At 62.5% G+C, this 24,486-nt stretch carries 29 protein-coding genes and 1 tRNA gene; 23 read left to right on the top strand and 7 right to left on the bottom strand.

Features of this window, described 5'->3' with window-relative positions; all coding sequences use genetic code 11:
• Positions 1 to 178 precede the first annotated feature (178 nt).
• The 5 genes from rpsF to dnaB all read left to right on the top strand — a co-directional run bounded on the left by rpsF (position 179) and on the right by dnaB (position 3,255).
• Positions 179 to 586: a 30S ribosomal protein S6 gene (gene rpsF, locus OIN59_RS07065; RefSeq protein ID WP_055399389.1), complete on the top strand. Its 408-nt coding sequence runs from the start codon at positions 179 to 181 to the stop codon at positions 584 to 586.
• A 14-nt stretch (positions 587 to 600) separates the two neighbouring features.
• The gene (priB, locus tag OIN59_RS07070; RefSeq protein WP_274108604.1) at positions 601 to 891 is read left to right on the top strand and encodes a primosomal replication protein N; all 291 of its coding nucleotides are present in this window, start codon (positions 601 to 603) and stop codon (positions 889 to 891) included.
• 17 nt (positions 892 to 908) lie between these two features.
• Positions 909 to 1,190 carry a 30S ribosomal protein S18 gene (gene rpsR, locus OIN59_RS07075; RefSeq protein WP_005795932.1) on the top strand — a complete coding sequence of 94 codons (282 nt, stop codon included), beginning with the start codon at positions 909 to 911 and terminating at the stop codon, positions 1,188 to 1,190.
• A gap of 12 nt (positions 1,191 to 1,202) precedes the next feature.
• Positions 1,203 to 1,655 carry a 50S ribosomal protein L9 gene (gene rplI / locus OIN59_RS07080; protein WP_010463838.1) on the top strand — a complete coding sequence of 151 codons (453 nt, stop codon included), beginning with the start codon at positions 1,203 to 1,205 and terminating at the stop codon, positions 1,653 to 1,655.
• 184 nt (positions 1,656 to 1,839) lie between these two features.
• Complete coding sequence (dnaB, locus tag OIN59_RS07085) at positions 1,840 to 3,255, top strand: replicative DNA helicase (protein ID WP_274108607.1); 1,416 nt, start codon at positions 1,840 to 1,842, stop codon at positions 3,253 to 3,255.
• 92 nt (positions 3,256 to 3,347) lie between these two features.
• Here dnaB and OIN59_RS07090 read toward each other — a convergent pair whose 3' ends face one another.
• From OIN59_RS07090 to OIN59_RS07105, 4 genes are all read right to left on the bottom strand, one after another.
• Entirely contained in the window at positions 3,348 to 3,734 is a 387-nt protein-coding gene (locus tag OIN59_RS07090) for a hypothetical protein (RefSeq protein WP_274108609.1), read from the bottom strand.
• A 1-nt stretch (position 3,735) separates the two neighbouring features.
• Positions 3,736 to 5,496: a PhoH family protein gene (locus OIN59_RS07095; RefSeq protein WP_274108611.1), complete on the bottom strand. Its 1,761-nt coding sequence runs from the start codon at positions 5,494 to 5,496 to the stop codon at positions 3,736 to 3,738.
• 240 nt (positions 5,497 to 5,736) lie between these two features.
• Positions 5,737 to 6,222, bottom strand: coding sequence for a peroxiredoxin (locus OIN59_RS07100; protein WP_274108613.1), 486 nt, complete (start codon positions 6,220 to 6,222; stop codon positions 5,737 to 5,739).
• A gap of 232 nt (positions 6,223 to 6,454) precedes the next feature.
• Entirely contained in the window at positions 6,455 to 6,826 is a 372-nt protein-coding gene (locus OIN59_RS07105; RefSeq protein WP_274108615.1) for an Mth938-like domain-containing protein, read from the bottom strand.
• Positions 6,827 to 6,975: 149 nt separating this feature from the next.
• On the opposite strand from OIN59_RS07105, the gene OIN59_RS07110 reads away from it, so the two are divergent.
• The 7 genes from OIN59_RS07110 (at position 6,976) to moaD (ending at position 14,345) form a co-directional block, all read left to right on the top strand.
• Entirely contained in the window at positions 6,976 to 8,220 is a 1,245-nt protein-coding gene (locus OIN59_RS07110) for a pyridoxal phosphate-dependent aminotransferase (RefSeq protein ID WP_274108617.1), read from the top strand.
• 39 nt (positions 8,221 to 8,259) lie between these two features.
• Positions 8,260 to 9,288: a DUF1176 domain-containing protein gene (locus tag OIN59_RS07115; RefSeq protein ID WP_274108619.1), complete on the top strand. Its 1,029-nt coding sequence runs from the start codon at positions 8,260 to 8,262 to the stop codon at positions 9,286 to 9,288.
• A 71-nt stretch (positions 9,289 to 9,359) separates the two neighbouring features.
• On the top strand, positions 9,360 to 10,694 hold the full coding sequence (locus tag OIN59_RS07120) for a homoserine dehydrogenase (RefSeq protein ID WP_274108621.1): 1,335 nt from the start codon (positions 9,360 to 9,362) through the stop codon (positions 10,692 to 10,694).
• Positions 10,694 to 12,133 carry a threonine synthase gene (gene thrC, locus OIN59_RS07125; protein WP_274108623.1) on the top strand — a complete coding sequence of 480 codons (1,440 nt, stop codon included), beginning with the start codon at positions 10,694 to 10,696 and terminating at the stop codon, positions 12,131 to 12,133. Before OIN59_RS07120 ends, thrC begins: the two co-directional genes overlap by 1 nt.
• A 135-nt stretch (positions 12,134 to 12,268) precedes the next feature.
• On the top strand, positions 12,269 to 12,838 hold the full coding sequence (gene mobB, locus OIN59_RS07130; RefSeq protein WP_274108625.1) for a molybdopterin-guanine dinucleotide biosynthesis protein B: 570 nt from the start codon (positions 12,269 to 12,271) through the stop codon (positions 12,836 to 12,838).
• Positions 12,823 to 14,097 carry a molybdopterin molybdotransferase MoeA gene (locus OIN59_RS07135; protein WP_274108627.1) on the top strand — a complete coding sequence of 425 codons (1,275 nt, stop codon included), beginning with the start codon at positions 12,823 to 12,825 and terminating at the stop codon, positions 14,095 to 14,097. The genes mobB and OIN59_RS07135 overlap by 16 nt, the downstream gene beginning before the upstream one ends.
• On the top strand, positions 14,094 to 14,345 hold the full coding sequence (moaD, locus tag OIN59_RS07140) for a molybdopterin converting factor subunit 1 (protein WP_274108629.1): 252 nt from the start codon (positions 14,094 to 14,096) through the stop codon (positions 14,343 to 14,345). The genes OIN59_RS07135 and moaD overlap by 4 nt, the downstream gene beginning before the upstream one ends.
• Here moaD and dapA read toward each other — a convergent pair.
• The 3 genes from dapA to OIN59_RS07155 form a co-directional block, all read right to left on the bottom strand.
• Entirely contained in the window at positions 14,332 to 15,255 is a 924-nt protein-coding gene (gene dapA / locus OIN59_RS07145) for a 4-hydroxy-tetrahydrodipicolinate synthase (protein WP_274108631.1), read from the bottom strand. The genes moaD and dapA overlap by 14 nt on opposite strands.
• Before the next feature lie 283 nt (positions 15,256 to 15,538).
• Entirely contained in the window at positions 15,539 to 15,901 is a 363-nt protein-coding gene (locus OIN59_RS07150; protein ID WP_274108633.1) for a hypothetical protein, read from the bottom strand.
• Between the two features lie 9 nt (positions 15,902 to 15,910).
• Positions 15,911 to 16,165: a hypothetical protein gene (locus OIN59_RS07155; RefSeq protein WP_274108635.1), complete on the bottom strand. Its 255-nt coding sequence runs from the start codon at positions 16,163 to 16,165 to the stop codon at positions 15,911 to 15,913.
• Between the two features lie 89 nt (positions 16,166 to 16,254).
• Between OIN59_RS07155 and OIN59_RS07160 the strand changes: the two genes are divergently transcribed.
• The 11 genes from OIN59_RS07160 (at position 16,255) to OIN59_RS07210 (ending at position 24,467) form a co-directional block, all read left to right on the top strand.
• A complete protein-coding gene (locus OIN59_RS07160) occupies positions 16,255 to 16,485 on the top strand; it encodes a hypothetical protein (RefSeq protein ID WP_274108637.1) in 231 nt (76 codons plus the stop codon).
• 48 nt (positions 16,486 to 16,533) lie between these two features.
• Complete coding sequence (locus tag OIN59_RS07165; protein ID WP_274108639.1) at positions 16,534 to 17,010, top strand: molybdenum cofactor biosynthesis protein MoaE; 477 nt, start codon at positions 16,534 to 16,536, stop codon at positions 17,008 to 17,010.
• A gap of 741 nt (positions 17,011 to 17,751) precedes the next feature.
• Entirely contained in the window at positions 17,752 to 18,018 is a 267-nt protein-coding gene (gene rpsO / locus OIN59_RS07170; RefSeq protein WP_005793232.1) for a 30S ribosomal protein S15, read from the top strand.
• Between the two features lie 207 nt (positions 18,019 to 18,225).
• On the top strand, positions 18,226 to 20,469 hold the full coding sequence (pnp, locus tag OIN59_RS07175) for a polyribonucleotide nucleotidyltransferase (RefSeq protein WP_274108655.1): 2,244 nt from the start codon (positions 18,226 to 18,228) through the stop codon (positions 20,467 to 20,469).
• A gap of 95 nt (positions 20,470 to 20,564) precedes the next feature.
• Positions 20,565 to 21,551 (top strand): NAD(P)H-quinone oxidoreductase, encoded by a 987-nt coding sequence (locus OIN59_RS07180; protein ID WP_274109059.1) that lies wholly within the window; start codon positions 20,565 to 20,567, stop codon positions 21,549 to 21,551.
• 2 nt (positions 21,552 to 21,553) lie between these two features.
• Complete coding sequence (tpiA, locus tag OIN59_RS07185; RefSeq protein ID WP_274108657.1) at positions 21,554 to 22,303, top strand: triose-phosphate isomerase; 750 nt, start codon at positions 21,554 to 21,556, stop codon at positions 22,301 to 22,303.
• Positions 22,304 to 22,345: 42 nt separating this feature from the next.
• A complete protein-coding gene (secG, locus tag OIN59_RS07190; protein ID WP_274108659.1) occupies positions 22,346 to 22,711 on the top strand; it encodes a preprotein translocase subunit SecG in 366 nt (121 codons plus the stop codon).
• 115 nt (positions 22,712 to 22,826) lie between these two features.
• Positions 22,827 to 22,911, top strand: a tRNA-Leu gene (locus tag OIN59_RS07195).
• 73 nt (positions 22,912 to 22,984) lie between these two features.
• The gene (locus tag OIN59_RS07200) at positions 22,985 to 23,344 is read left to right on the top strand and encodes an NADH-quinone oxidoreductase subunit A (RefSeq protein WP_274108661.1); all 360 of its coding nucleotides are present in this window, start codon (positions 22,985 to 22,987) and stop codon (positions 23,342 to 23,344) included.
• Positions 23,345 to 23,368: 24 nt separating this feature from the next.
• Positions 23,369 to 23,848 (top strand): NuoB/complex I 20 kDa subunit family protein, encoded by a 480-nt coding sequence (locus OIN59_RS07205; protein ID WP_007849129.1) that lies wholly within the window; start codon positions 23,369 to 23,371, stop codon positions 23,846 to 23,848.
• Positions 23,849 to 23,858: 10 nt separating this feature from the next.
• Positions 23,859 to 24,467: an NADH-quinone oxidoreductase subunit C gene (locus OIN59_RS07210; RefSeq protein ID WP_274109061.1), complete on the top strand. Its 609-nt coding sequence runs from the start codon at positions 23,859 to 23,861 to the stop codon at positions 24,465 to 24,467.
• The last annotated feature ends 19 nt before the right edge of the window (positions 24,468 to 24,486 follow it).

A 24,486-nucleotide genomic window follows, 5' to 3' on the forward strand; every position in this document is an offset into this window, starting at 1 on the left:
GGCCCAACCGCCGTTTTTGCAAGGGCCGGACCTCCGCTGGGCGAGGCAATTGGGCGTGGCGGATGCGGTTGGGAGTGCCTTGAGTGTACAAGCGCAAGCGGCCGGGCTATAATCGCAGGCTTTCCCTTGCCACACCACTTCTAGACGCGGTGGGTGGTCTCACCCAAAAGGAGTCTGCATGCGTCATTACGAAATCATTTTGTTGATCCATCCGGATCAAAGCGAACAAGTTCCAGCGATGCTGGAGCGCTACAAGGGCATGATCACCGCTGGCGGTGGCAAGGTGCACCGCGTGGAAGACTGGGGTCGTCGTCAACTGGCGTACCTGATCAACAAGCTGGCCAAGGCCCACTACCTGTGCGTGAACATCGAAGCCGACCAGGCTGTGATGGCTGAACTGGAGCACGCCTTCAAGTTCAACGACGCCGTGCTGCGCCACCTGACGGTTCAGAAGAAGAAGGCCGACACGGGCCCATCTTCCATGATGAAGACCGTCGAGCGTGAAGAAGCCCGCAAGGCCAGCCAAGCTGAATACGCAGCTGCTGGCGGTGAGCGTGGCGAGCGCCCAGATCGCGCCGAGCGCTGATCCAGCCCGTTGGAGTGGAGAACCGCGTAGTCTTGACCGCTTGTATCGCAGAGGCTGAACCCCTGCGCTACACGCCCGCCGGATTGCCAGCCCTCACGCTGCGCCTCGAACACGAGTCCCAGCAAACCGAGGCAGGCCACCCCCGCGAAGTCAAGGCCGCCATGAAAGCCATCGCGTTTGGTGCGATGGCTGAACGCCTGGCAAGGCAGAACATCGGAAGTCTCTGGACTTTCCATGGATTTCTGGCCAACCCACGCAATGGCAAGACCGCAGTGCTGCACATCCAGGATATTCAACAAAATTAATTTTCAAGGGGTCCGCAATGGCCACGTTCAAGAAGTTCAACAAAGACAAGCGCCCAAAGCGCAACACCCAGTCCCTGCTGTTCAAGCGCAAGCGCTTTTGCCGCTTCACGGTGACCGGTGTTGAAGAAATCGACTACAAGGATGTCGACACGCTGCGCGACTTCATCGCCGAAAACGGCAAGATCATTCCCGCACGCCTGACCGGCACGCGCGCCATCTTCCAGCGTCAGCTGAACACCGCCATCAAGCGTGCGCGCTTCCTGGCCCTGGTGCCTTACAGCGACCAGCACAAGATCTAAGGAGCACAACCCATGCAAATCATCCTGCTCGACAAGGTTGTGAACCTCGGCAACCTCGGTGAAATCGTCAAGGTCAAAGACGGCTACGCCCGCAACTTCCTGATCCCCGCTGGTCGCGCCCGTCGCGCCACCGAAGCTGCCAAGGCAGAGTTCGAAGCCAAGCGCGCCGAACTCGAAAAGGCCGCAGCTGCCAAGCTGGCAGAAGCCCAAGCCCAAGGCGAAAAGCTGGCCGGTACCACCGTCAAGCTGACGCAAAAGGCTGGCGTGGACGGCCGTCTGTTTGGTTCCGTGACCAACCACGACATCGCCGAAGAGCTGAACAAGCAAGGCTACAAGGTCGCTAAGGCCCAGATTCGCCTGCCCAACGGCCCTATCAAGGTCGTGAGCGAAAGCACCGTGAACGTTGCTCTGCACACCGATGTGGTGGTGGAAGTGACCGTGTCGGTCTACGGCGAAACCGCCTGATTCACCTCGGTGTTTCACCAGAAGCCGCCCTCGGGCGGCTTTTGTCTTTTGGTTCGCGCTATTTGTACATGATTGCCCACCGGTAATCCACGGATTACCCACAGGCTTGTCCCCCGGCCATTGCTCTGATGTGGCAAGGCAAGTGCCGGGAATGTATTTCGTCAGGCTCTGTCCGGAGAAAACCATGTCTGCTGTCTTTCCCCCGTTGGATGACCAAGGCTTCGCGCCCTCTCCCGACCGCGAAATCGCCCAGTTGCGCGTGCCGCCACACTCCATCGAGGCGGAGTCCAGTGTGCTGGGTGGCCTGCTGCTGGACAACAACGCCTGGGATCGCGTGGGTGACCTGCTGGTGGAGAGCCACTTCTACCGGCACGAGCACCAGATGGTGTATTCGGCCATCGGTGCGCTGATCAATGCCAGCAAGCCGGCCGACGTCATCACCGTCTTCGAGCACCTGCAGAACCAGGGCAAGGCGCAGGAAATGGGTGGGCTGGCCTACCTGAACAACCTGGCCCAGTACGTACCCAGCGCCAGCAACATCCGGCGCTATGCGGAAATCGTGCGCGAGCGAGCCATCCTGCGCAAGCTGGTCACGGCCAGCGACGAAATCTCCACCAATGCGTTCAACCCACAAGGCAAGACGGTCGAGCGCATCCTGGACGAGGCCGAGGCCAAGATCTTTGCGATCGGGGAAGAGGGTTCCCGCACCAAGCAGGGCTTCCAGTCGCTCGACACCCTGGTGATCGACCTGCTCGACCGGGTGCAGGAGATGGCGGACAACCCGGTGGACGTGACCGGCGTTCCCACCGGCTTTGCCGACCTGGACCGCATGACCTCGGGCCTGCAGGCGGGCGACATGGTGGTGCTGGCGGCGCGCCCGTCCATGGGCAAGACCTCGTTCGCGGTGAACATCGCCGAGCACGTGGCGCTCAACGAAGGCCTGCCGGTCGCCATCTTCTCGATGGAAATGGGCGCCGCCCAGCTGGCGGTGCGTATCGTGGGCTCCATCGGCCGCGTGAACCAGGGCAACCTGCGCACAGGCAAGCTGACTGACGACGAGTGGCCTCGCCTGACCGAGGCGATCGAAAAGCTGCGCACCGTGTCGCTGCACATCGACGAGACGCCGGGCCTGACGCCGGGCGAGCTGCGCGCGAACGCCCGGCGCCTCGCGCGCCAATGCGGCAAACTCGGACTGATCGTGGTGGATTACCTGCAGCTCATGAGCGGCTCGGGGGCTGGCAGCTCCGACAACCGTGCCACCGAGCTGGGCGAAATCTCCCGGGGCCTCAAGATGCTGGCCAAGGAGTTGCAGTGCCCGGTGATCGCGCTGTCGCAGCTCAACCGCTCGGTGGAGCAGCGCACCGACAAGCGCCCCATGATGTCCGACCTGCGCGAATCGGGCGCCATCGAGCAGGACGCGGACATCATCATGTTCATCTACCGGGACGACTACTACAACAAGGACTCCAAGGAGCCCAACGTGGCCGAGGTCATCATCGGCAAGCAGCGTAACGGCCCCACGGGCACCGTGAAGCTGTTCTTCCAGAAGAACCAGACGCGCTTCGAAAACCTGGCGATGGGCTCGGGCGACGATTTCTAATAAAAATAGCCGCTAGCGCTTATTGAATGGGCGCATGCAGCTATTAAATTAGGAGTAATCACTCGGAATGAGTGGTGTTAGGCGGCGCTGAATTACTGTCGGAGCGCCCACGCCAGCAATCCCACGCAGACCATTGCAAGCACACCTGCGGCCACAGTGAGCTGCCTCTGGCGTCGGCGCAGCACTTCCACGGCCTGCACTACCTGGGCATTCTGTTCGGCCAGCGACTGGATCAGCACGGCGGATTCCTGCTGCTCTTGCTCCAGCATTGCCACCCGCTCGCGCAGGTGTTGCAGCTGCAAGGCCACGGGAATGGCGGGCTCGCCACCGGCGCCTTCAAGTGCGCCAGCAGCGGCTTCGGCATTCCCTTTTTGTGTGGTGCCCAGTAGCTTCTTGGCCGCTTGCAGGATCTGGGGTGTCGCCTCGATGACGTCGCCCCAGGGCACCAGTTTCAGCGCTGCAACCCAGCCCGCTGCCAACTCAAAGCACCTCGCTGGCGAAGTCCGCCAGGCGCGAGCGCTCGCCGCGCGCCAGCGTGATGTGACCGCTGTGTGGCCAGCCCTTGAAGCGGTCCACGGCAAAGGTCAAGCCCGACGAGCCCTCGGTGAGGTAGGGCGTGTCGATCTGCGCCAAGTTGCCCATGCAGATGATCTTGGTGCCTGGGCCCGCCCGGGTGATCAGCGTTTTCATCTGCTTGGGCGTCAGGTTCTGGGCCTCGTCGATGATCACGTACTTGTTCAGGAAGGTGCGCCCGCGCATGAAGTTCATGCTCTTGATCTTGATGCGGCTGCGGATCAGTTCGTTGGTCGCAGCACGACCCCACTCGCCCGCATTGCCGCCATCGCCCTTGGCCAAAAACTCCAGGTTGTCGTCCAGCGCGCCCATCCAGGGGCCCATCTTTTCCTCTTCGGTGCCCGGCAGGAAGCCGATGTCCTCGCCCACGCTCACGGTGGCGCGGGTCATGATGATCTCGGTGTAGCGGCGGTCGTCCAGCACCTGGGTCAGGCCCGCGGCCAAGGCCAGCAGGGTCTTGCCGGTGCCGGCGGTGCCGGTCAAGGTCACGAAGTCGATCTCGGGGTCCATGAGCAGGTTCATGGCGTAGTTCTGCTCGCGGTTGCGGGTGGTCACGCCCCACACGGCGTTCTTGGCCGAGCCATAGTCCTTGAGCGTCTGCAGCACTGCCGTTTTCTCGCGGATTTCACTCACGCGCGCGAACAGGCTGGGCTCGCCGGGGGCCTCAAAGTACACAAACTGATTGATCATCAGGTGGGGCACGATGGGGCCGCCGATGCGGTAGTAAGTGTGGGCGCCACTCTGCCAGCTTTCCACGTTCTTGCCGCTCTTGGCCCAGAAGTCGGGGGGCAGGGCGAGCACACCGGCATAGAGCAGGTCGCCGTCTTCCAGCGTCTTGTCGTTCTGGTAGTCCTCGGCGTTCAGGCCCAGGGCGCGCGCCTTGACGCGCATGTTGATGTCCTTGGACACCAGCACCACTTCGCGCGGGGCATGCAGCTTGCGCAGGGCTTCGACCACACCCAGGATCTGGTTGTCGGCCTTGCCTGGGGGTAGGCTGGTGGGCAGGCTGTAATCCAGCGGCACCGTCTGGAAGAACAGGTGTCCGCCCGCAGCGCGCTGGCCGGTGGAGTCGAGCTTGAGGCCCTTGGCCATGTCGGCGCCCTGGGCTGCCGCCAGTGCATCCAGCGTGCGGCTGGCTTGGCGGCCGTTGCGGGCCACTTCGGTCATGCCCTTCTTGTGGCCGTCGAGTTCTTCCAGCACGATCATCGGCAGGAAGATGTCGTGTTCTTCAAATCGGAACAGACTGGTCGGGTCGTGCAGCAGCACGTTGGTATCCAGCACAAAGAGCTTGGTCGGGCCTTGCGACGCGGATTTGCGGGTGCGTGTGGTGGTCGCGGTGGCTGGCGCGGCGCTGGCGGTGACGGCAACAGGAGTGCCGGTGCTGCGCGCCTTGCGCGTGCCGGTGCTGCGGGCCACTGGGGCGGCGGAGGGTTCGGGTGTGCGGGCGCGGGTCTCGACCTGGGCCAATGGAGCTGCGCCGGGCGCTGCCAGCGACGAGGTCACGCTGTCTGCCTTGCGTCCGGCGCGGGTTGGGGTTGTGGCGGTGCGCTGAGGTGTGGCTACGGCTTCGTTGGCCGAGGTGGTGGCTACGCGGGGGCGGGCGGCGACTTCAAAGGCTTCTGGCGCGAGGAGTGCAGCGCGCCGGCTGGGGGCGGGGGGCAGGGGCATGGTGGCAGGGCCTCGGTCGGTAAAAGGGAACGGATGGGTGTCAGAAAGCAAAAAGCCGCCTGGAGGCCAAGGCGGCTTTTTGGGTGGGTGCTAACGGTGCAATAACCAGGGGCATTGATCCATTATGCCCACTCCGTGTGTCTTGCCAGGGCAAAACGGCCGGTGTGTCGCGCGGATGCTCCAGTGCCTCGGGGTGGATTGCAGTGGGTACAACGAACCTTGTGCAATCAGGTCGTCAGCTCAGGCGGCTTTTTTCAGGGCCTTGAGGGATTTGACGGTCTTGAGGACTTCGTCCACATGGCCTGGCACCTTGAGGCCGCGCCACTCTTGCACCAGCAAGCCGTCAGGGCCGATCAGGAAGGTGCTGCGCTCAATGCCCTTGACCTTCTTGCCGTACATGATCTTGTTCTTGACCACGCCGAACATGTGGCACATCTTCTCTTCGGTGTCGGCGATCAACTCGAAAGGCAGTTCCAGCTTTTCCTTGAAGTCGTCGTGCGACTTCATGTTGTCGCGCGATACGCCGAACACGGCAGCGCCAGCCTTCACGAAATCTTTGTACTTATCGCGAAACTGCATGGCCTCCGTGGTGCAGCCCGGCGTGTTGTCCTTGGGATAGAAGTAGAGAACCAGAATTTGGCCAAGGTGAGAGGTGTTGGAGACCTTGAGTCCACCGGTCGCGTTGGCTTCAAATTCAGGGAGGGGTTTGTTGACAACGATCGCCATATCACTTCAATCTCTCAGGATGTAGTCGTTGGTAAGCCGGGGGAGTGGGTGTGTTATTGCTCTTGGTGGTGCCCCCGACCGCAACCCGTGATTTTACCCTGAAATCGGTTCCCGGCCAAATGTAAGACAGTGTGTCCTGCATGGGGCTGCGGGCACTTTGGCAAGGCTGTGCATAGGTCGTAGTTCGTGTGGGTCGCTACGCTAGGCTTGTGGGTAGGCGATGGGTTGGCGCTCAGACTTCCAGAATCAGGGCAGCAACCACGTTGCGCCCTTCGCTGGCCAGGATGTTGTATGTGCGGCAGGCTGCCTGCGTGTCCATGGTCTCCAGCCCGAGTCGTCGCGCGATCAGGGGTGCCAGCCACGCGGGCGGTGGAAAGCGATTGCGCAGTCCGCTGCCAAAAATGACCAGTTCGGTTTCCAGTTCGGCCAGTTGGGCGAAATGCTCAGGGGTCAGGTCCTCGAAGCGGGTGCAGGGCCAGGGCTGGCGCAGCCCCGCCGAGCCGATGATGACGCTGTGGGTGATTTTGTCGGCGTCGATGCCGATCCAGCCGGGGCCGTAGCCGCTGATGGTCTGTGCGTTGGAGCGGTCGGGCTGGAATTTCATGGCGGGAGATGGTGGGCCGTAGGTGCTGCGGGGTGCGGCAGCGGCGCTTGGCGCCAGGGGAGGGCTGCGGTTCTGTGGTCAAATTATAGGTTTCGCCTGAGGGCGCCGGTTCCGGCTACCTCCTGACCCCACCGCACTACTGTCAGCGCATGAAAACCGTCCAAAAATCCGCCAAGCTCGCCAATGTTTGCTACGACATCCGGGGCCCGATCATGGACGCGGCCAAGCAGATGGAGGAGGACGGGCACAAGATCATCAAGCTCAATATCGGCAATCTGGCGGTGTTCGGCTTTGACGCCCCCGAGGAGATCCAGCAGGACATGATCCGCAACCTGCCGAACTCGGCGGGCTACTCGGACAGCAAGGGCATCTTTGCGGCCCGCAAGGCCGTGATGCACGAGACGCAGAAGCAGGGCATCAAGGGCGTGACGCTGGACGATATCTACCTGGGCAATGGTGCGAGCGAGCTGATCGTGATGGCCACGAATGCGCTGCTGGACACGGGCGACGAGTTGCTGCTGCCTTCGCCTGACTACCCGCTTTGGACCGCTGCGGCCAGCCTGTCGGGCGGCACGCCGGTGCATTACCTGTGCGATGAGGCCAATGGCTGGATGCCTGACCTGGATGACATCCGCGCCAAGATCACGCCGCGCACCAAAGGCATCGTGGTCATCAACCCCAACAACCCCACGGGTGCGCTGTATTCGGACGAGCTGCTCAAGGGCATCGTCGCCATTGCCCGCGAACACGGCCTGGTGATCTTTGCGGACGAGGTGTACGACAAGGTGCTGTACGACGGTGCCAAGCACACGGCCATCGGCTCACTGAGCGAGGATGTGCTCACACTCACCTTCAACTCGCTGTCCAAGAGCTACCGCTCCTGCGGCTACCGGGCTGGCTGGCTGGTGGTGTCGGGCGACAAGAAGCCCGCCAAGGATTACATCGAGGGTCTGAACATGCTCTCGAACATGCGCTTGTGCGCCAATGTGCCGGGTCAGTGGGCGGTGCAGACGGCGCTGGGTGGTTACCAGAGCATCAACGAACTGGTGTGCGAAGGCGGTCGCCTGCGCAAGCAGCGTGACCTGGCCTATGAACTGATCACGGCCATTCCGGGCGTGACCTGCGTGAAGCCCCAAGCAGCGCTGTACATGTTCCCGCGTCTTGACCCTGCGGTGTATCCCATCGAGGACGACCAGCAGTTCTTCCTCGAACTGCTGCAGGAAACCAAGGTCATGCTGGTGCAGGGCACGGGTTTCAACTGGCCTGCTCCGGACCATTTCCGCATCGTGTTCCTGCCCCATGAAGACGATCTGCGCGATGCCATCGGCCGCGTTGCGCGCTTCCTGGAGCAATACCGCAAACGCAAGCAGTCCGCCGCGGCCCTCGCGGCCTGATCCGCGTCGCGCTGCCCACAAGACAAGGCAATACGCTCCATGCGCAGCCCCCTCACTTTTGACCTGGTTCGGCTTGCCGCTGCCTGTGTGCTTGTGGTGACGGGGTTCCTCGGCCCTGTGCAGGCTGCCGACAAGGGCAAGGAGCCCGTCAGCTTTCAGCACAAGGATTGGGCCTTGCAATGCGACAACACCCGTACCTGCCGGGCCGTGGGCTACCAGTCGGAGAGCGGTGAGTCAGAGCCTGTCTCCCTGCGGCTGACCCGCGAGGCGGGGCCCGATACACCGGTATTGGTGGACCTGCAGGTGTCCACCGAGAAAGCCTCTCCCGCGTCGCTGCATCTCAAGGTGGGCGCGCTGTCGTTGCCGGGGCTCAAAGGCGACACACCACGTGTGCCCGCGGCGCAGGTGCCCCGCCTGTTGCAAGAGCTACTCAAGAACGAAGAGGCCACCGTCGCCGCTGGCAAGGACCGCTGGGTGCTGTCGCTGGCCGGGGCCACTGCCGTGCTGCTCAAGATGGACGAGGCTCAGGGCCGGGTGGGCACGCCCAGTGCACTGGTGCGCAAGGGCGTGAAGCCCGAGGCTTCCGTGCTGTCTCCCTTGCCAGCTCCAGTGATCAAGGCTGTGGCCCCGTTGCCTGCGCGCAAGGGGGATGCCGCGCTGGCCAAGCCGCTGGTTGCTGCGCTGGACCGCGCCAGCACCGAGGGGCAGTGCAATGGCGACGATGCGTTCAACCCCGCGAACGTGCAGGTCTATCGCCTGACGGAGCGCAAGGTGCTGCTGTCTGTGCCGTGTGGCATGGGCGCCTACAACTTCAGCAGCCTGCTGTGGGTGGCCAATGACCGCCCTCCCTATAAGCCAGAGCCCTTGCAGGACGTGGATGGAGATTTCGATCCGGCCTCGGGCACCGTGCACTCGGCGATGAAGGGCCGTGGCATTGGCGACTGCTGGTGGGTGCGCGAGTGGCAGTTCGACGGTCAGGGCTTTGTGCTGAGCGGCGAGTCTGGCGACGGCATGTGCCGTGGCTTTGCGGGCGGTGCCTGGCAACTGCCGACCTATGTCACGCGCTGATGGAGTCTTTGCACCGTACCGCGCCTTCTTCGTCCCTCCCGAAACATTTTTTTATTTCTCTTCCCATTGCTATGAAACCCATCCAAGTAGGCCTTCTGGGCATCGGCACCGTCGGCAGCGGCGTGTTCAACGTGTTGCAGCGCAACCAGGACGAGATCAGCCGCCGTGCTGGCCGTGGCATCCAGATCACCATGGTGGCCGACCTGGACGTAGCACGTGCCAAGGCCGTGGTGGGTGATGGCGTCCAGGTTGTCAACGACGCCCGCGCCATCATTGCCAACCCCGACATCGACATCGTCATCGAGTTGATTGGCGGCTACGGCATTGCCCGTGCGCTGGTGCTGGAAGCCATTGCGGCTGGCAAGCACGTGGTCACCGCCAACAAGGCGCTGCTGGCCGTGCACGGCACCGAGATTTTTGCCGCCGCATCGGCCAAGGGCGTGATGGTGGCCTTCGAGGCCGCCGTGGCCGGTGGCATCCCCATCATCAAGGCCCTGCGCGAAGGCCTCACCGCCAACCGCATCCAGTGGATCGCCGGGATCATCAACGGCACCACCAACTTCATCCTGTCCGAGATGCGCAGCAAGGGCCTGGACTTTGACGTGGTGCTCAAAGAAGCCCAGCGCCTGGGCTATGCCGAGGCCGACCCCACCTTCGACATCGAAGGTGTGGACGCCGCCCACAAGGTCACGCTGATGAGCGCCATTGCCTTCGGCATCCCGGTGCAGTTTGACAAGGCCTATGTCGAGGGCATCACCAAGCTCGGCGCGGCCGACATCAAGTACGCCGAGCAACTGGGCTATCGCATCAAGCTGTTGGGCATTACCAAGCGCGCCGAGAAGGGTGTGGAACTGCGTGTGCACCCCAGCCTGGTGCCGTCCAAACGCCTGATTGCCAACGTGGAAGGCGCCATGAACGCCGTGGTGGTGCAGGGTGATGCCGTGGGCACCACGCTGTACTACGGCAAGGGCGCGGGCTCTGAGCCCACCGCCAGCGCCGTGATCGCCGACCTGGTGGACATCGCCCGCCTGCACACGGCTGACCCCGAGCACCGCGTGCCGCACCTGGCCTTCCAGGCCAACACCTTGGCCGACGCCATGGGCACGCTGCCCGTGCTGCCCATGAGCGAAGTGGTCACCAGCTACTACCTGCGCCTGCGCGTGGCCGACCAGGCTGGCGTACTGGCCAAGGTCACGGGCCTGCTGGCCGAGGCGGGTGTGAGCATCGACGCCGTGCTGCAGCGCGAAGCCGACGAAGTGGGTGGCGAGGGCTCCACCCAGACCGACCTCATCATCCTGACCCACGACACCCGCGAAGGCACCATGGACGCCGTCATCGCCCAGATGCAGGCGCTGCCCACGGTGCTGGCGCCCATCACGCGCATCCGCAAGGAGGAACTGAACTGATGCTGTACATCTCCACGCGCGGCCACGCCGACCGCAAACATTTCTGCGACATCCTGCTCGAAGGCCTGGCGCCCGATGGCGGCCTGTATCTGCCCGAGCAGTACCCGAAGGTCAGCGACGCCATGCTGACCAAGCTGCGCACGGCTTACCACGAGCAGGGCTACGCCGAGCTGGCGTTCCAGATCCTGTCGCTGTACATCGATGACATCCCTGCTGCGGACCTCAAGGCCATCTGCGCCAAGACGTATACCGCTGAGGTGTTTGGCACCGGCGAGATCGTGCCCCTGCGCCACCTCGAAGACGGTCTGTGGCTCGAAGCCTTGTCCAACGGCCCCACGCTGGCCTTCAAGGACATGGCCATGCAGCTGTTGGGCAACCTGTTCGAGTACGAACTCAAGCGCCGTGGCGAGCAGCTCAACATCCTGGGTGCCACCAGTGGCGACACCGGCAGCGCCGCTGAGTACGCCATGCGTGGCAAAGAGGGTGTGCGCGTTTTCATGACCAGCCCGCACGGCCGCATGAGCGCGTTCCAGCAGGCCCAGATGTTCAGCCTGCAGGACGAGAACATCCACAACATCGCCATCGAAGGCGTGTTTGACGACTGCCAGGACATCGTCAAGGCCGTCAGCAACGACCTCGCCTTCAAGCGCAAGTACAAGATCGGCACCGTCAACTCCATCAACTGGGCGCGCCTGCTGGCGCAGGTGGTGTACTACTTTGCGGGCTACATCCAGGCCACCGAGACCAACAACCAGAAGGTCAGCTTCACGGTACCCAGTGGCAACTTCGGCAACGTCTGCGCTGGCCATGTGGCGCGCATGATGGGCCTGCCCATTGCCAAGCTGGTGGTTGCCACCAACGAGAACGATGTGCTCGATGAGTTCTTCCGCACCGGCGCATACCGCGTACGCACCGCTGCCGACACACATGAGACCTCAAGCCCCTCGATGGATATCAGCAAAGCCAGCAATTTCGAACGTTTCATCTTTGACCTGCTGGGCCGCAACGGCCAGCGCACGAACGCGTTGTTTGCCAAAGCGCTGCCCGCCTATGGCAGGTTCGACTTGAGCACCGAACCGCTGTTTGCCGATGCCGCCGCCAAATACGGCTTTGAAAGCGGCAAGAGCACCCACGCAGACCGCCTGGCCACCATCAAGGACAACTTCGAGCGCCACGGCGTCACCATCGACACCCACACGGCCGACGGCGTAAAGGTGGCACGCGAACATCACCAAGATGCCAAGGTGCCCATGATCGTGCTGGAGACGGCGCTGCCCATCAAGTTTGCCGAGACCATCGTCGAAGCCCTGGGCCATGCGCCGGAGCGGCCCGCCAAGTTCGCGGGCATCGAAGACCTGCCCAAGCGTGTGCACGTCCTGCCTGCCAATGTGCAGTTGGTCAAGCAATACATCGAGCGCCACTGCGCGCCCGCCCTCTAAGGGCAAATCCGTGGCCGCTCCGTCGCAGCGTATGCGGGAGCGGCTCAGGAGTTGGGTTTGAATAAAAAATGCCCCTGGCGCTTATCTGGTAAGCGTTAGCAGCTATAAATAGAATAGCTAATAAAGGAGCAGTGGATGAAGGTTGTCGGTTTTGCCGGTTTTTCCGGCAGTGGCAAGACCACGCTGGTCGAGCAGTTGATCCCCGAGCTGCGGCTGCGCGGGCTGCGGGTGTCGGTGGTCAAACATGCCCACCACAGTTTCGACATCGACCACCCGGGCAAGGACACGTACCGCCACCGCGAGGCAGGGGCCTTCGAGGTGGTGGCCGCCTCCGACAAGCGCCTGATGCTGGTGCGCGAGTTCGAGCAGCCCGCCACGCTCAGCGTGCACCACCTGCTGGCCGAGCTGTACCAGGGCGTGGACTGGGTGCTGGTGGAAGGGTTCAAGGACAGCGATCTGCTCAAGGTCGAAGTCTGGCGCGCCCCCGAGCCCGGCCAGGTGGCCAAGCCCGTGCGCTACCCCGAAGACGATTTTGTGGTCGCCGTGGCCACCGATGCCCCGCAGGGCCTGCCCGTGCCTACCCAACTGCCTTTGCTGGACCTCAACAGCCCGGCGCAGGTGGTGGACTGGCTGCTCCAGTACGAGCACCGCTTTGAATACCACTGGGATCTGCACGGAGGCCTGGTGCCATGCGCCCCCCAATGAAGCCCCTGAAGCCACTCGACGAGGCGCTGGCCGACCTGTTGGCCAAGGCCGCGCCGTTGCCAGAGACCGAGACGGTCACCACGTTTGACGCCGACGGCCGCGTGCTGGCGCAAAACTGTGTTTCGGCCCTGCAGGTGCCGCCGCAGGACAACAGCTCCATGGACGGCTACGCCGTGCGCTGCGCCGATGTGATGGCCGTGGGCGGGGGGCTGCCGATCACCTTGCCTGTTTCGCAACGCATTGCGGCAGGTAGCTCCGGCGACCCGCTGCTGCCGGGCACCGCCGCCCGCATCTTCACCGGCGCGCCCGTGCCCGAGGGGGCCGACGCGATCCTGATGCAGGAAGACTGCGAGGCCCTTGCCGCTGCCACCGACGGTGGTGGCTTGGGCGACGTGCGTATCAACGCTGTCCCCCAACCCGGCCAATGGATTCGCAGCGCGGGCGAGGACATCACCCGGGGTGCCGTGGTGTTGGCTGCGGGTACACGTCTGACCCCGGCCGAGCTGGGCCTGGCAGCCAGCATCGGCTTGCACGAACTGCAGGTGGCCCGGCGCCCGCGCGTGGCGCTGTTCTCTACGGGCGATGAACTGGTCATGCCTGGCGAGGTGCCGCCTGAGCAGATGCGCCCTGGCGCCATCTACAACAGCAACCGCTTCTTCCTGCGCGCCATGCTGCTGCGCCTGGGCTGCGAGGTGACTGACTTTGGCATCGTGCCCGACCGGCGCGACGCGACCATCGACGCACTGCGCAGCGCGAGCGCGGCGCATGATCTCATCCTGACCAGCGGCGGTGTGAGTGTGGGCGAAGAAGACCACATCAAGCCTGCCGTGGAGACGCTGGGCTCGCTGGACCTGTGGCAGATCGCCATGAAGCCCGGCAAGCCGTTTGCCTACGGACAGATTCCGCGTGAAGGCGGTGCCGCGCATTTCATGGGCTTGCCCGGCAACCCGGTGTCGAGCTTTCTGACGTTTGCGCTGCTGGTGCGGCCGTTTGTGTTGCGCCTGCAAGGTGTGCAGGAGGTTGCTCCTCAATCCATAGCTGCTCGCGCTGATTTCACATGGCCCAAGGCCGATAAACGCCGCGAATTTCTGCGCGTGCGCCACAACGCGGCGGGCGGGCTGGACCTGTTCAACAACCAGAGTTCGGGCGTGCTCACCTCGGCCGCCTGGGGCGATGGTGTGGTGGACAACCCGGCAGGCCAGACGATTGCACCGGGCGATACGGTGCGGTTCATTGCGTTTTCGGAGTTGCTGGCATGAAGGTCTCTGTGCGTTACTTTGCCTCGATTCGTGAGGCCATTGGGCAAGGCAGTGAGGCGGTCGAAACCTCTGCCGTCACGCTGGGCGCCTTGCGCGATGAACTCACTGCACGCGGCGGCGCCCACGCCAGCAGCCTTGCGCGTGGCCGGGCCGTGCGCATGGCGCTCGACCAGACCTTGAGCGATGAGTCCGCCACCCTGGCCGAGGGGGCTGAGGTGGCATTTTTCCCTCCGGTTACCGGGGGCTGAGCCCGTGCAGGGTTTGCAGGCGCTGCTCCAGGGCGGCTGAAGCTGCCATCATCGGCGCGCGCAGTTCGTTGCGCATCCAGCCCGCCTGTGCCAGCACGGCCTTGAGGGGGGCGGGGTTGGGTTCGGCAAAGCAGGTCTCAATCCATGGCAACAAGGTCTGCCATACACGGCGGGCCTCGGGCAGATCGCCCTGGCGCAGCAAGGCCGTCAACTCCACAAAACGCGGCGTCTGCCAGTGTGCGCAGGCAGAGATGGCACCTGCACCGCCCAGGGCCAGCGTATGAAAGATCTGCGCGTCTTCACCCGTCAGTACCTGCAGTCGACCATCGGCGATCAGGGCCTGCGTCTTGGTCGTGTTGCCGCCACAGTCCTTGATGGCCTGTATGCGCGGATGTGCCGCCAGCGTCAGCAGCGTCTCGGTGGTGAGCGTGGCGCCCGTGCGGTACGGAATGTCATAAACAAGCAGGGGTGCCTCGCTGGCGTCGGCCAGTGTGCGGAACCAGTGCAGCAGGCCTTCTTGCGACGGCCGGATGTAGTGGGGCGCGGACACCAGCAGGCCCGCAACCGGATAGTGCGCAAGGGCCCGCACCTGCTCCAGCACGTGACCCTGGTGGTAGCCCGATACGCCTATCACCACGGGCAATCCCTGGGCCGCGCCGAGCACTGTCTCCAGCACCTGTAGTTGCTCGGCCTTGTCGAGGGCTGCCGCCTCGCCGGTCGAGCCGCAGGCAACGAAGCCCGAAACACCGTCGGCACGCAGCCGGGTGGTGAGGGCGGCAAGGGCTGGGTGGTCCACGGCACCATCCTTGAACGGTGTGACCAGCGCGATCCAAAGCCCGCTGAAGGGAGTGCAGGTGGGCGCAGAGAGAGGTGCTGCGGGAGCTGCGGAGGGTGTCGTCAGTATGGGCATGCGTAGCGTCCTTTGAAGGTTCGACCAAGGGAAGAACCGTCCAGGGAGTGCGCGCGGAATGCCGGGAAGGGAAGAGACAAAAAGAAGAGGGAGCTTGCTGTTTCTCTGCCAGGTGGTTCCGTCGCTCATCCGGACGGAACCACAGCTCCGGTCAGATGAGCTCTGGTTTTTTGGCTTTGACCACACACTGCAGTGCCACCGCAGGAGCGGTAGTCATGGCAAAGAGGGTGTGCGTGGGCATAAGGCGCAGTATAGCCAGGCCTCAGCGGGCGCCACAGGCCGTTCAGCGCGCGGGCGGCGGGGGAGGCGCTTCGCCCTCCGGCTGTGGCTGTGGTGCCATGAGCACCGGGCACTGCCATACCAGCAGCTCGGCCAGTCGGGTGACGATCCACGTCGCTTCGGCCACCGACACGCCAGATTCGGCTGTGCACAGCCCTGCGTGGATGCGCTGCAGGATCTCGGTCTCAGACGGTGCCTGCACGTGGTACAGCGTCTGCGCGTGTTCCACCAGGTGGCCCGCAAGGTCTTCGCACAGCTCGTAGCGGGTGCGCACTCCGTCTGCCTTTTCTGTCAGGCGCCCCCGCGCGTCGGTGTACACCGCCATGAAGGAGGGCGGCACGTGGATCTGGTTGTCGTCGTCGTACATGCGCGGGTTTCAGTCCGGCGTGAACAGCCGCTCAAACTTGGCCTGGTCGGAAGCTAACTCGAAGGTCACCACCTGGCCCATCTTCATGTCCGACAGGCGGCAGGCGCCAAACAGCGTCGTTTTGCCCGCCAGCTCCATCACATCCAGGTCAATGATGGCGTAGGGGTGGGGCACGAAGACCTGGTGCTCGAACACATCGCGGACCGCATTGCGCGGGGACGGGTAGAGCTTGTAGAGATCGGTCTGAATCGTTTGTGTGGCCATGGGCTTTGAAGGGCTGAGAAGATCGCGTACAGGGTCGCATGCGGGTACAGTGCGGGCGAATCGTACAGACAAACGTTTTTTCCCAATCTATGGCACGCAACAAAAGTGAATGGCCCGCCAAGGTGCTGGCGCTGGTCCGGGGCGGCAACCTGCCTGCCGCTATTGCACAGATCAAGGTGGCGCCCACCGTGGGCGACGTCACGCGTCTGCAGGCATTGCTGGTCCAATTGCCTCCATCGCCCGCACTGGCGCAGCTGAACAAGGTGGTGGAAGAGGAGCGCGCCCTGCTGGCTGCGCCACGGCTGCATCGTTCGCCTTGACGCCTCTTTCTGCCTGAACTTCACACGCCCCGCTGAGAGCCTCTTGCCATGACCTTGCCCCGCGTTTCCATCCAGACCGAGGACTTTGACCTGTCCGCCGAAATCACAGCCTTGCGCCGCGAGAACAAGGGCGTAGGTGCTGTCTGCAGCTTTGTGGGCACCGTCCGTGATCGCAACGAGGGTGACCAGGTGTCGTCCATGGAGCTGGAGCACTACCCCGGCATGACCGAAAAGTCCATCGAAGCCATGGTGGACGAGGCCTTGCGGCGTTTCGATATTTTTGGCGCCCGCGTGATCCATCGCGTGGGGCTGCTGCAGCCGCTCGATCAGATCGTACTGGTGGCGGTGACCAGCGCCCACCGAGGCCAAAGCTTTCAGGCCTGCGAGTTTTTGATGGACTATCTGAAGACCCAGGCGCCGTTCTGGAAAAAAGAAGAAACCGCCCAGGGGGCGCGCTGGGTGGATGCAAGGGTGAGCGACGACGCGGCGCTGGCGCGCTGGGGAATCACGGTGGCAAATGCCTGAATCAAGGGATGTTGCCGCGCGGCGCAGCATTGGCGGGAAAGCCCAACGTGGGGTCTTCAGTTAGGTCGCGGGGTGTGGGGCGCTAGATTGACTCATGGCTTTTGCGTGTACCCCAGGCACGCACCTGCATTGGCGCGGCCCTTGCACTCCCGATAAAGTCGGCGATCACGCTCGGAGCGGCTTTCCTCGGAAGAGCTTCGTGCTTGTTTCACTTTGGTGGATTTCTTCTGTTTGCTGACTTCGCTGTGGACGCTTTTGGTCGAGTCCTTGGTGGAGGCATGGCTTGTTCCCGGCAGTGGCGTCAGGCATAGGGCCAGAACCAACAAAAGCAGGGAGGCCGACCTCGCGCGAGGGCTGGTTTGGGGCGCGAGCTGTTGAGCCAAGATAGGTGGCATGGCGAGTTCTCTGGGGTATGGAGTTGTTTGGAGTCGAGGGTGCCGGATCATCTTAAGGGGCCCCGTGGTTGCCGGGGTGTGGTGTTATCACGCGCATCCACGATGTTTTGGGAGCGGCTGTGCCCGTTGCGCGACAGCCTGTGTGAGCGGCGTTCCGTCCGCGTAGGGTCCGGCGGGGTCGCGAAAGCATGGCGCTAGGGACCGGGCTGTATATGAAATTGGGGGCTCAGGTTATAATCCGCGAGTTTTGCATGGTGCAAGACGCACGCCCGCGGCCGTTCCAGCTGCTGGCGCAAGTAAAAACCATGGTCTTCCGCCAGCGGCAGGCCACATTCAAGGAAAAAACATGATCGCATCCTCCATCAAGGCCGAAGTCGTCAAGGCGAACGCCCGTGCTGCCAATGACACTGGTAGCCCAGAAGTGCAAGTGGCCCTGCTGACCGCTCGCATCAACGAACTGACCCCCCACTTCAAGACGCACGCCAAGGACCACCATGGTCGCCGTGGCCTGCTGCGTATGGTGAGCCGTCGTCGCAAGCTGCTGGACTACCTGAAGGCCAAGGACGCTGACCGTTACACCGCGCTGATCGCCAAGTTGGGTCTGCGCAAGTAATCTTCATTGCATGCCAAAACGCCTGGGTTAGTCCGCTAGCTCAGGCGTTTTTTACTTCGGAGCCGCAAAACAGAGCGAAGCTGTGTCATTCCAATGAAGTGATTGTTACTGCCCGGTGCAGCACTTCCCTGGAATGGCATCGTGTTCTGAATTGCTCTCCAAGACAATCTGGTAGGGCACTACCAGCTACTAAAACAGGAGCTGAACATGAGCATTTTCAACAAAGTCACCAAGACCTTCCAATGGGGCGACAAGACCGTCATCATGGAAACCGGCGAGATCGCCCGCCAGGCCTCCGGCGCCGTGCTGGTGAACATTGACGACACCGTGGTGCTGGCCACCGTGGTGGCCTCCAAGGGGGCCAAGCCCGGCCAGGACTTCTTCCCTCTGACGGTGGACTACATCGAGAAGACGTACGCTGCCGGCAAGATCCCTGGCAGCTTCTTCAAGCGCGAAGCCAAGCCCAGTGAGCACGAAACCCTGACCAGCCGCCTGATCGACCGCCCGATCCGTCCGCTGTTCCCCGAAGGTTTCTTCAACGAAGTGCATGTGGTCATCCACACAGTGTCGCTGAACCCTGAAGTGGACGCTGACATCGCAGCCTTGATCGCTACCAGCGCCGCCCTGGCCATTTCTGGCATTCCATTCAACGGCCCCATCGGTGCCGCGCGCGTGGGTTACATCAATGGCGAATACGTGCTCAACCCTGGCCAGACTGCGCGCAAGAACTCGCAGATGGATCTGGTGGTGGCGGGTACCGAAGCTGCTGTGCTGATGGTTGAGTCCGAAGCCCAGCAGCTGTCCGAAGAAATCATGCTGGGCGCTGTGGTGTTCGGCCACGAGCAAGGCGGCGTGGCCATCAATGCCATCCACGAACTGGTGCGCGATGCAGGCAAGCCTGCTTGGCAATGGGAAGCCCCTGCCAAGGACGAAGCCCTGATCGCCAAGGTGGTGGCCCTGGCTGACGACAAGCTGCGCGCTGCCTACCAGATCCGCAACAAGCAAGCCCGTACCCAAGCGTGCCGCGAAGCTTACGCCGCCGTGATGGCCAGCCTCAAGGCCGATGGTGTGGAGTTCGACTCCGTCAAGGTCGAAGGCATGTTGTTCGACATCGAAGCCGGTATCGTGCGCAGCCAGATCCTGGCTGGCGAGCCCCGCATCGATGGTCGCGATACGCGCACCGTGCGCCCCATCGAGATCCGCAGCAGCGTGCTGCCCCGTGCCCACGGCTCTGCCCTGTTCACGCGTGGTGAAACCCAGGCGCTGGTGGTGACCACGCTGGGCACCGAGCGCGATGCGCAGCGCATCGATGCGCTGGCGGGCGAGTATGAAGACCGCTTCATGATGCACTACAACATGCCTCCCTTTGCCACTGGCGAAGTGGGCCGCATGGGTTCGACCAAGCGCCGCGAAATTGGCCATGGCCGTCTTGCCAAGCGCGCTCTGGTTGCTGTGCTGCCTACCAAGGAAGAGTTCCCCTACACCATGCGTGTGGTGTCCGAAATCACCGAGTCCAACGGATCTTCGTCGATGGCTTCGGTGTGCGGCGGCTGCCTGTCGCTGATGGACGCTGGCGTGCCGATGAAGGCGCATGTGGCCGGTATTGCCATGGGCCTGATCAAGGACGCCAGCCGTTTTGCCGTGCTGACCGACATCCTGGGTGACGAAGATCACCTGGGTGACATGGACTTCAAGGTGGCGGGTACTACTGGTGGTATCACTGCTCTGCAGATGGACATCAAGATCCAGGGCATCACCAAGGAAATCATGCAGGTGGCGCTGGCCCAGGCCAAGGAAGCCCGCATGCACATCCTGGGCAAGATGCAAGAGGCGATGGGTGAAGCCAAGACCGAAGTGTCGAACTTCGCGCCCAAGCTGTACACCATGAAGATCAACCCCGAGAAGATCCGTGACGTGATCGGCAAGGGCGGCGCTGTGATCCGTGCGCTGACCGAAGAAACCGGCTGCCAGATCAACATCGAGGAAGACGGCACCATCACCATCGCCGCCACCGACGCTGCCAAGGCTGACGAAGCCAAGAAGCGCATCGAGCAGATCACGGCAGAGGTCGAGATCGGCAAGATCTACGAAGGCCCTGTCACCAAGATCCTCGACTTTGGTGCGCTGATCAACCTGCTGCCCGGCAAGGATGGTCTGCTGCACATCAGCCAGATCGCCCACGAGCGCGTCGAGAAGGTGTCCGACTACCTGACCGAAGGCCAGATCGTGAAGGTCAAGGTCATGGAAACCGACGAAAAGGGCCGCGTCAAGCTGTCCATGAAGGTGCTGGCCGAGCGCCCCGCCGGTGGCAGCGACCGTCCTGCGCCCGCAGAGCGTGGTGATCGCGAACCACGCCGCGACCATGGTCGCGATGGTGGCCGTCATCCCGCAGAGCAGCAACAGCAGCAGGCCTTGCCTGCAGATGGTGCGTCTGCTCAGGTGAACGGCTAAATCGTTGATTTGCTATTGATTTGGTAGCTGCTGGTGCATGTAAATAGTGCGCTAGCGGCCTAAATCATCTCTATCCATCTTCGGTGAACTCCGTTATGCATGCTGTCGAGATCACATCTTTTGGTGGGCCTGAAGTGCTGCGTCTGGGTGAGCGCTCGGTGCCTGTGGCGGGTGCGGGTGAGCTGTTGATCCGCGTTACGGCCAGTGGCATCAACCGCCCTGATGTCTTGCAGCGACTGGGTCACTATGCGCCGCCTCCCGGGACCTCGGATCTTCCGGGGTTGGAGGTGGCGGGTGTGGTCGAGTCGGGTGATGCGTCGGCCATGGCTGCGGCCGGTATTCGTGTGGGTGACCGTGTTTGTGCGTTGGTGGCAGGCGGTGGTTATGCGCAGTGGTGTGTTGCACCGGTTGTGCAGTGCCTGCCGGTGCCCGATGGTTTCAGTGATGTGGAGGCAGCATCACTGCCAGAGACGTTCTTCACGGTGTGGAGCAATGTCTTTGACCGTGCCCGGTTGCAAGCGGGTGAAACGCTGCTGGTGCAGGGCGGGACGAGCGGGATTGGCGTGACCGCCATCCAGTTGGCCCGTGCCTTTGGTGCCACTGTGATTGCCACCGCTGGCAGCGATGACAAGTGTGCGGCTTGCCTGACGCTGGGGGCGCATCACGCCGTCAACTACAAGTCGCAAGACTTTGTGGTGGAGGCGAAGCGCATCACCGACGGGCGTGGCGTTGACGTGGTGCTCGACATGGTCGCTGGCGACTATGTCGCTCGCGAGGTGGAATGCCTGGCGGAGAATGGCCGTATCGTCATCATCGCGGTTCAGGGGGGTGTGCAGAGCGGCTTCAATGCAGGGCTGGTGCTGCGCAAGCGGCTCACCATCACAGGGTCCACATTGCGTCCGCGTCCCGTGGCTTTCAAGGGGGCGATTGCACGGGCATTGCGCGAGCATGTCTGGCCCCTGCTGGCAGCGGGCAAGGTGCGCCCGGTCATCCACAGCACATTTGCTGCTGAGAATGCAGCCCAGGCCCATGCACTGATGGAGTCCAATCAGCACATCGGCAAAATTGTTTTGACGTGGTAATCATGAGCAACAAGAAAAAACTCATCGCAGGCAACTGGAAGATGAACGGCAGCCTGGCTGCCAACGAGGCATTGCTGAAAGCCTTGATTGCTGGTGCGGCGAATGTGGCTTGTGATGTAGCCGTCGCAGTGCCCACACCCTACCTGGCACAGGTACAGGCGCTGACGGCTGGCACCGTCATTGCGGTGGCAGCACAGGATGTGTCTTCGCAAGAGGCGGGGGCCTACACCGGTGAAGTATCGGTGGCCATGCTCAAGGATTTTGGCGTGCGTTACGTGCTGGTGGGGCACTCTGAGCGCCGTCAGTACCATGGCGAGACGGATGTGGTTGTGGCGGAGAAGGCTCAGCGTGCATTGGCGGCGGGTGTAACCCCGGTGGTCTGTGTGGGTGAGACGCTGCAGGAGCGCGAAGCAGGGCTGACCGAGGCCGTGGTCAAGCGGCAACTCGCGGCGGTGATTCATCTCAACGGCCATTGCATCAGCGAGATTGTGGTGGCTTATGAGCCTGTGTGGGCGATTGGCACGGGCCGTACGGCATCGCCGGAGCAGGCGCAAGCCGTGCATGCGGTGCTGCGCACTCAGCTTGCTGCGGCGAGCGAGCATGCGGACCGCATCCGGTTGCTGTACGGCGGCAGCATGAATGCGGCCAATGCGGCTCAGCTGCTGGCGCAGCCGGATATCGACGGCGGACTGGTCGGCGGTGCATCGCTGAAGGCGCCCGACTTTCTACAAATCATTGCAGCAGCCCGTTGAGGCGGCTGCGAGGCAAACAATTCAATCAGGAGTGAACAGAGAATGAACGTGATCGTGAATGTGATTTTGGCGGTGCAGATGTTGGCAGCCCTGGCCATGATTGGCCTGATCCTGATTCAGCATGGCAAGGGTGCCGACATGGGCGCAGCCTTCGGTAGCGGGAGCTCGGGCAGCCTCTTTGGTGCCAGCGGCAGCGCCAACTTCTTGTCCCGCACCACGGCCGTTTTGGCTGCAGTGTTCTTTGTTTCTACGCTGGCATTGGCTTACTTTGGCAACGCCCGTCCCGCCAGTTCGGGCAGCGTTCTGGAGACGCCTGCCGCTGTGGTGCCTGCTGGCGCGCCTGCTTCTGAAGCTCCGGCGGCGCCTGCTGTCCCCGCCTCGGGCGCGGCGCAGATTCCGACCAAATAATTGAACTGAATTTCGGCCTGGAGGGCCGAAGCAGGGTTTTTCCGGAGTAGAATTCTGGATTGTCTGGAAAGCCAAAAGCCGCAAGGTTCCTCATGCCATCCAGATACAAAAATCAGCCGTCGTGGTGAAATTGGTAGACACGCTATCTTGAGGGGGTAGTGGCGAAAGCTGTGCGAGTTCGAGTCTCGCCGACGGCACCAAAACAAAGGCCTGCCTGCATGACCCGGCTTGGGTCCTGACGGGCAAGGCCACAGCGGTGAGCACATCCTCAAGATGAACCTCGATCAGTACCTCCCCGTCCTTTTGTTCATCTTGGTCGGCATCGCCGTAGGCGTTGTCCCCCTCGTACTCGGCTACATACTGGGCCCTAATCGCCCAGATGCCGCAAAGAACTCCCCCTACGAATGTGGCTTTGAAGCCTTCGAGGATGCGCGCATGAAATTTGATGTGCGCTACTACCTCGTGGCCATCCTCTTCATTTTGTTTGACCTCGAAATCGCATTCCTTTTCCCGTGGGCGGTGACGCTGCACGAGGTGGGTGTGGCTGGTTTTGCGGCGGTCGTGATTTTCCTGGCCATCCTTGTCGTGGGCTTTGCCTACGAGTGGAAAAAGGGCGCCCTGGATTGGGAATGAGCGGACTTCAACAAGGACAATGCAATGATTGAAGGCGTGATGAAGGAAGGCTTCATCACCACGAGTTACGACTCTGTGGTGAATTGGGCCAAGACCGGTTCCTTGTGGCCGATGACGTTTGGTCTGGCCTGCTGTGCTGTTGAGATGATGCACGCTGCAGCGGCTCGGTATGACATTGGCCGTTTTGGTGCGGAAGTGTTCCGTGCCAGCCCCCGCCAGTCCGACCTGATGATCGTGGCGGGCACCCTGTGCAACAAGATGGCACCGGCGCTGCGCAAGGTGTACGACCAGATGTCCGAGCCACGCTGGGTCTTGTCGATGGGTTCGTGCGCCAATGGCGGTGGTTACTACCACTACAGCTATTCGGTGGTGCGCGGTTGTGACCGCATCGTGCCAGTGGATGTCTATGTGCCAGGTTGCCCTCCAACGGCAGAAGCCCTGATCTACGGGATCATCCAGCTGCAGCAGAAGATTCGCCGCACCAACACCATTGCTCGTGTCTGAAGGGTTGATGATGACAGCTGTTGCCATTCGGCCTGAAAAGCTCAAGGACAATATTTCGGCGGCGCTGGGTGCCAAGGTGCGCCAGATTTCGGTCGCTCTCGATGAGGTCACTCTGGTGGTCGCCGCTGCGGACTATCTGGATGCGATGCGCTTGCTGCGCGATTCGGAAGGTTGCCGTTTTGAGCAGTTGATCGATTTGTGCGGTGTGGACTATTCTGCGTATGGCGATGCAGTCCACGAGGGTGCCCGCTACTGCGTGGTGTCGCACCTGTTGTCGGTCAGCCTCAACCAGCGTGTGCGCGTGAAGGTGTTTTGCCAGGACGATGATTTCCCGGTCGTTGCCTCGGTGGCTGAGCTGTGGAATGCGGCCAATTGGTACGAACGCGAAGCCTTCGACCTGTTTGGTATCGTGTTTGACGGTCACAACGACTTGCGCCGCATTCTTACCGACTACGGATTTATCGGACACCCTTTCCGCAAGGATTTCCCATTGTCTGGCCATGTCGAAATGCGTTACGACGCAGAGCAGCGCCGCGTGGTGTACGAGCCTGTGTCCATCGAGCCGCGGGAAATCACGCCCCGCATCATCCGCGAAGACAAGTACGGAGGCCTGCACTGAGCCGCCCCGCGCCTCATGT

The organism is Acidovorax benzenivorans, from assembly GCF_028680575.1.
GTDB lineage: Bacteria > Pseudomonadota > Gammaproteobacteria > Burkholderiales > Burkholderiaceae_C > Acidovorax > Acidovorax benzenivorans.